Origin of the sequence: Prosthecobacter sp., assembly GCF_014879935.1 — a bacterium.
Lineage (GTDB): Bacteria > Verrucomicrobiota > Verrucomicrobiia > Verrucomicrobiales > Verrucomicrobiaceae > Prosthecobacter.
Genome location: NZ_JACSRD010000043.1, coordinates 1 through 4673, shown reverse-complemented (window position 1 = coordinate 4673; position 4673 = coordinate 1). Strand labels below are relative to the sequence as shown.

At 57.4% G+C, this 4673-nt stretch carries 5 protein-coding genes; all 5 read right to left on the bottom strand.

Annotation, left to right across the window (positions count from 1 at the left end):
* Window positions 1–593, bottom strand: a 593-nt coding sequence (locus IAE77_RS00815; protein ID WP_294220410.1) for a macro domain-containing protein, incomplete at its 3' end; no start/stop codon positions are given.
* A 17-nt stretch (window positions 594–610) separates the two neighbouring features.
* Window positions 611–1267: a DUF4433 domain-containing protein gene (locus IAE77_RS00810; protein ID WP_294220406.1), complete on the bottom strand. Its 657-nt coding sequence runs from the start codon at window positions 1265–1267 to the stop codon at window positions 611–613.
* Between the two features lie 45 nt (window positions 1268–1312).
* Window positions 1313–1912, bottom strand: coding sequence for a DUF4276 family protein (locus IAE77_RS00805; protein ID WP_294220403.1), 600 nt, complete (start codon window positions 1910–1912; stop codon window positions 1313–1315).
* Window positions 1909–3102 carry an AAA family ATPase gene (locus tag IAE77_RS00800; protein WP_294220400.1) on the bottom strand — a complete coding sequence of 398 codons (1194 nt, stop codon included), beginning with the start codon at window positions 3100–3102 and terminating at the stop codon, window positions 1909–1911. The genes IAE77_RS00805 and IAE77_RS00800 overlap by 4 nt, the downstream gene beginning before the upstream one ends.
* Before the next feature lie 3 nt (window positions 3103–3105).
* Window positions 3106–4533: a restriction endonuclease subunit S gene (locus tag IAE77_RS00795; RefSeq protein WP_294220398.1), complete on the bottom strand. Its 1428-nt coding sequence runs from the start codon at window positions 4531–4533 to the stop codon at window positions 3106–3108.
* Window positions 4534–4673 lie beyond the last annotated feature (140 nt).

The window sequence follows — 4673 nt, the reverse complement described above, 5'->3', positions numbered from 1 at the left end:
AGCTTGTGTACCTCCAGCAGCGTCACGAAGGGGTCCAGCAAGGCACCGAGATAATGGTTCATCAGTTCCACTAGCGCGGCTCGCCCCGCCGTCATCTTCGGCGCGGACTGGTTACGGACCATTTTTTCGGCGACGGGAGCGCCCGCAGGTTCATAGATTGTCACCTTCACCTCATCCAGCGCCTCCAGCGCGGCGACGATGCGGGGACGTACCTGCGCCCAGTCCAGTCCGCCCAAACCGCTGCCCAGCGGCGGGATCGCGATGGAACGAATCTTCTTTTCCCGCAGCAGGTCCACCAGCGCCTTCAGCCCGGAGTCGATGTCCTCCATCAGGCTCATCCCGCGCCAGTGGCGCTTGGTCGGAAAGTTGATGATGAAGCGCGGATGGGTCAGAGCGCCGGTTTCATGAACGAACATTCGCCCCGGCTGCACTTCCTTGCGCTGACAAGCCTTCTCGTAAGCCTTGTAGTTTTCAGGGTAGGCATTGCGGAACTGCAGCGCGATCCCGCGCCCCATCACACCGACGCAGTTCACCGTGTTTACGATCGCTTCGGAGTCGTCGTGCAAAATATCGCCTTGAGTGGAATGGATCATGATGGTCTGTGCTCGGGTTAATAAAACCATTCGCGAAGGACTTCCAGTCGGGGCCGGTGCGCTTTTCCGGCAAGCTGGTCGGATACTTGCCGATACACCGTCTGGGACTGCATACCGACGCGCTCGACCAGCGCCCAGGGAAAACTCTTCTCTATCAGAAACTCGGCTTGTTTGCCTTCCTTGACCGAGGGGCTGACCCCAGGACCGCTCCATTTCTGAGCCTCCACTGCGTCCCAGTTGATTTCATCCAACTGCGCTATCTTGGCCCGATCCTCGAAATAGGTCGACCCCGCATTGGACAGTGTGAAAGCCCAGCGCCGCGAATGGGCCTCGGCCCAGGCAATACTGGCGAGGAGGTCGGATTCCAGATGAATGATCGGCTCCTGCCCGCCGCGATAAGTCAGTTCGGGATGGTTCTGCTGATGGATCAGGTAAAGCATGATCGAGCGCGGACAGAAATAAAACGGTACGCATTGCCCTACCGTCAGCGTCGGATGACTGGTGAGCGGCGTCGTCAACCGGCGTTGCTTGATGCCGCTCATGCCGATGGTCGTTCCCGGTGAAGCCTTGCGCTGCACCACTGCATCCGACCAAAGCCCACCGTCTGCGATAACCGATTCGAGTCGATCCACATGCAGGATGTGGTAAATCTTTGCCTGGGTAGGGTGACGCATGATCAGCGTTTCGAGACTTTTTCGGTGGTGTCGGTTTTCATGCGTTTAGAGCTTGGCTTTTAACACTCTCGCCATCCTTGCAAAAGCGGGTAATGAGCTGAGCGCGGTTGGGTTCAGGATCCCGACAACCCCAAAAGAGCGCTTGCCCTTGGCGTAAGCGTTGGAGCAGTCGCTGCTTGCTTGGGTAAGTTTTTCGTGAACCTCCTTGCGGTTACGTTGCTCCAGATCGATCAGCGGCGGCAAGGCATTCTCTTTGAACCTGTGACCGTAATGCGCTTTCAATGCAGCACGGTCGGCAACGATCCACGTTTCCATGCACGTCGTCATCAGCAGAACCTGCTCATCGTCCGCTCCAGCAGGCTTATCCCAGTTGTCCCGGCTCTTGAGATGCTCCCAGGCCTTTTCGCCATCGGCCACGGGGTCTTCGCTGTCCACCAGCATGGCAATGTAGTCTCCCTGCTTGCGCTGCGCATGGGCGGTTTTGAAATGGTCGAACACCGCGTTGCGTCCACCACACGCACTGAGCCGGGGCATCCTCTTGCCGGCGGCGAATCCCAGCTTCCCGATCAGATTGCGGAAGCCCTCACGGCAGCGCACCTGATCTTCTTTGGACTCCGCGCCTTCGATGTAGAGATGGGCGCTCACCAGCGGGTTCCTCCCAGTTGTCCCTGAATCCAAAGTTGTCCGAGGCGGTATTTTTCCAGCCACACCGCCAGTTCGGAGGCCGAGAGACGAGTCATCTCTGTTTTACCCTCGTGCTTTTCGCAGACCACCACGGATTCGGGGCAATCGGTCATGGCATCCACGAGGATGTCGGAATGTGTCGTCACGATGAGTTGCGTGCGTTGAGATGCCTCCTTGAGGAGGTCGGCGACGGTCGGCAAAATATCTGGATGTAATCCGAGTTCCGGCTCTTCCATGCAGATGAGCGGTGGCGGCTCGGGGTCGCAGAGGATGGCCAGCAGGCAAAGAAAGCGCAGCGAGCCGTCCGAAAGGCGGGTGGCAGGAATAGCAAAATCCTCTTCATGCAGGAACACTTGCACCGAACCGCCTTCCGTTACCACCTCGAAATCCGTCAGTCCGTCATAGAGCTTCCGCAAGTTATCCAAGAAAGCTTTTTTGGCTTTGGGCGATTTCTTCATCCGGCTCAAGAACAGTCCTATGTTTGAAAAGTCCTCCAGCAAAACGTCATTCCGCATATCGGTTTGCTGGGGCGCACGATGGGCCGCATTTCTGCCAAACTCCCATTCACGGTAAATGCGGATACGCTCGTAGTTTTGCGCGAGCCATGCAAGCTCGGGATAAACGTCGGGGTCACGTCGCTGCAACAAAATCGAGCGATCAAGCTCAATGGAGTCACGGGAGAGGCGCCGACTCGGTCCCGCCGAAGTGTTGACCACCGGGTCTCCCTGCTGAAAGCGATAGAAAAAGCAGACGTCTGCCTCGTAACCATCTCGGTGCTCACTCTCTTCGATACGCTCATCGTGGAGAAGAAATGACTGCTGTGAAGAGCGAAACGCCACCGTATGGCGAAGAGGCTTATTCCCCTTTGGGTTGTTCACCACCCATTCCACCGAAGCGGACTCGTTGGGTTGGCCTTTCCAGATCCATTCGGACGCACCGCCGCCTTTGAGAGTGACCTCCCTGAAGTCCTTTGCTGCGGCGGAGGCGCGCATGAAGCTCACCGCCTCGATGAGATTGGACTTGCCGCTGCCATTCGGGCCGATGAGCAGGTTCAGGGCTTGGAGTTCAATGCCCGCATTGTCAGGCCCAAAAGACAGGAAGTTTTTCGGTGCGAGATGGTGGATCAGGACCGGATCGGTTTTGTCGGGCATCGCTTAAGACTCCTCGGGTTCGATTTCATCCAGAATATCCGCATGTTCCGGCGACGCGCCGGTGAAGAGTTCGGCAGCGGGGTCGGTGGGCAGGTCTGGCAGCTTGGCGGCGGCTTCGCGCACGTCCAGCTTGCCGGTCACGATGTCGGCGGTCAGGCGCGTGCGGTATTCCTGCATCAGCGCGATTTCTCGCTCGGTGCGGATGATGGCGGTGTTGACCGTTGTGGCTTCGGCCCTAATGGCTTCGATAAGACTCATCTGTTCAACATAAGGTGGCACCACCATTGAAATTGATCGAACGGTCGCGCCGGACACTTTGAACGCACCGTTGCTTGTCTTGGCAAGGGTCGAGACCTGATTCGTTACATAGGATGAATTGATAGCCAAAACCATGAACTCGGCATTCATCTTCTCGTTGGGACGAAGCTTCATGAGAATGTCTGGATAGACGCAGTTCTCCGGGCAGTCCTCAACGAGGCCACACTTCCCCACAAGGGCGACGTTTCCATTTCCGCGAACAAGCAAGATGTCACCTTTGTAAATGCGAAATCCAGCGACTCGGGCGCTGTCGAGTTCAACGAACTTCTCATGTCCCGCTAGATTAACGCAACCATCTCTCACCGCAGAGATTGAGAATGACAAGACGCCGATCCCTGTGGATGCCTGTGGAGAAACCCCATTTTTTGGGCCGAACGACAAAACTTGTCGAAGCTGCATCACCTCCCAATGCGCAGGAATGTCGCCGAGCCACGGAATGCCGGAGGGCTTGAGGGAGACGTCGGGGTCGAGGCCACGGGTGACGGCGTGGTGGATGATGGCTTGCTTCTGCTCGTTCAGCAGCCTGATCAGCTTGCGCTTGGTGCGGATGAAGCCGTCGATCTTCCAGTTCGCGTGGTCCAGAAACCGCACGATGGCCGCTTGTTCGTCGGGCGGCGGGAGGGGGATTGGCGCATCAAGAAACGAGGCATCAGTCAATTGAAGTCTGGAAATCCAGACACCTTTTGATCTGACCTGAAGCTCCCAGTGAAATGGTGAGGACCGAACCAATTCATGGAGAAAGCGCGGGTTCATCTGCGCCGAAGGACGGGGCCGATAGACACTGTAGGCAGTGCTGATGATGCCGTGATGCTGCGTCACGCCCAAGCCACCGCCCCAAGCCCATAGACTGTTGATCACCAAGTCGCCCGGCCAGCAGAGTTTGTGGCCAGCGTAGGACTCCGCTTTGAACATAGTCACCTTGGCGCTGTTGCGAGGAACCACTCCACGGGCAGAGCTAACCGTGAGGAGTTCTTCTTTGCCAGATTTTGAGCGTTGATCAATGGTGACCAAATAGGACTTTCCCCGCTTAGTCACCCAATGCGCGGGTAAGGAACGAACCCACGGAATGTCGGACTCCTTGTATTCCGCATACGGTTTGAGTCCTTCGATCATGGCTGTCCCCCCGAAATCAGGAGTCGTCTGGCCTCCTGTTCCCGGGCATGTTCTATCGCCTGGTGCAGCCGGGCGCGGAGCAGCGGCAACGGCGGCAGTTCGGTGAGGTACTCGCTGACGCGGATGGACTTGGCGTCGAG